Annotated in this window: 1 protein-coding gene; it reads right to left on the minus strand. The window is 66.4% G+C overall.

Translation table 11 applies throughout. The features are described 5' to 3' along the window. A partial coding sequence (locus tag LDL49_RS56485) for a DNA-directed RNA polymerase subunit beta (RefSeq protein WP_443689908.1) occupies window positions 1-761 on the minus strand: 761 nt, incomplete at both ends.

A 761-nucleotide genomic window follows, 5' to 3' on the forward strand; every position in this document is an offset into this window, starting at 1 on the left:
CGCCGGGACAGATCGATGCCGAGCTCTTCCGCGGCGCGGAAGACGTCCTCGTCGGTGTCGCGCATCTCGATGGACATGCCGTCGCTGGAGAGCACCTCGACATTCAGGCACAGCGACTGCATTTCCTTGATGAGGACCTTGAAGGACTCGGGGATTCCCGGCTCGGGGATGTTCTCGCCCTTGACGATCGCCTCGTAGACCTTCACGCGACCCTGGACGTCGTCGGACTTGATCGTCAGCAGCTCCTGGAGGGCGTAGGCGGCGCCGTAGGCCTCCAGAGCCCACACCTCCATCTCACCGAAGCGCTGGCCACCGAACTGGGCCTTACCGCCGAGCGGCTGCTGGGTGATCATGGAGTAGGGGCCGGTCGAACGTGCGTGGATCTTGTCGTCGACCAGGTGGAGCAGCTTGAGGATGTAGATGTAGCCGACCGAGATCGGGTACGGGAACGGCTCGCCGGAGCGGCCGTCGAACAGCCGGGCCTTCCCGCTGTGCTGAACCAGCCGATCCCCGTCACGGTTGGGAATCGTGCTGTCGAGGAGGCCGACGATCTCTTCCTCGTGGGCGCCGTCGAAGACCGGGGTGGCCATGTTGGTGCGCGGGGCGACCTTCTCGAAGCCCTTGTCACGCAGCCGCTCGGCCCAGGCCTCCTGGACGCCGGAGATGTCCCAGCCGCGGGCGGCGATCCAGCCGAGGTGGGTCTCCAGCACCTGGCCGACGTTCATCCGGCCGGGCACGCCCAGCGGGTTGAGGATGATGTC

The organism is Nonomuraea aurantiaca (assembly GCF_020215705.1).
GTDB lineage: Bacteria > Actinomycetota > Actinomycetes > Streptosporangiales > Streptosporangiaceae > Nonomuraea > Nonomuraea aurantiaca.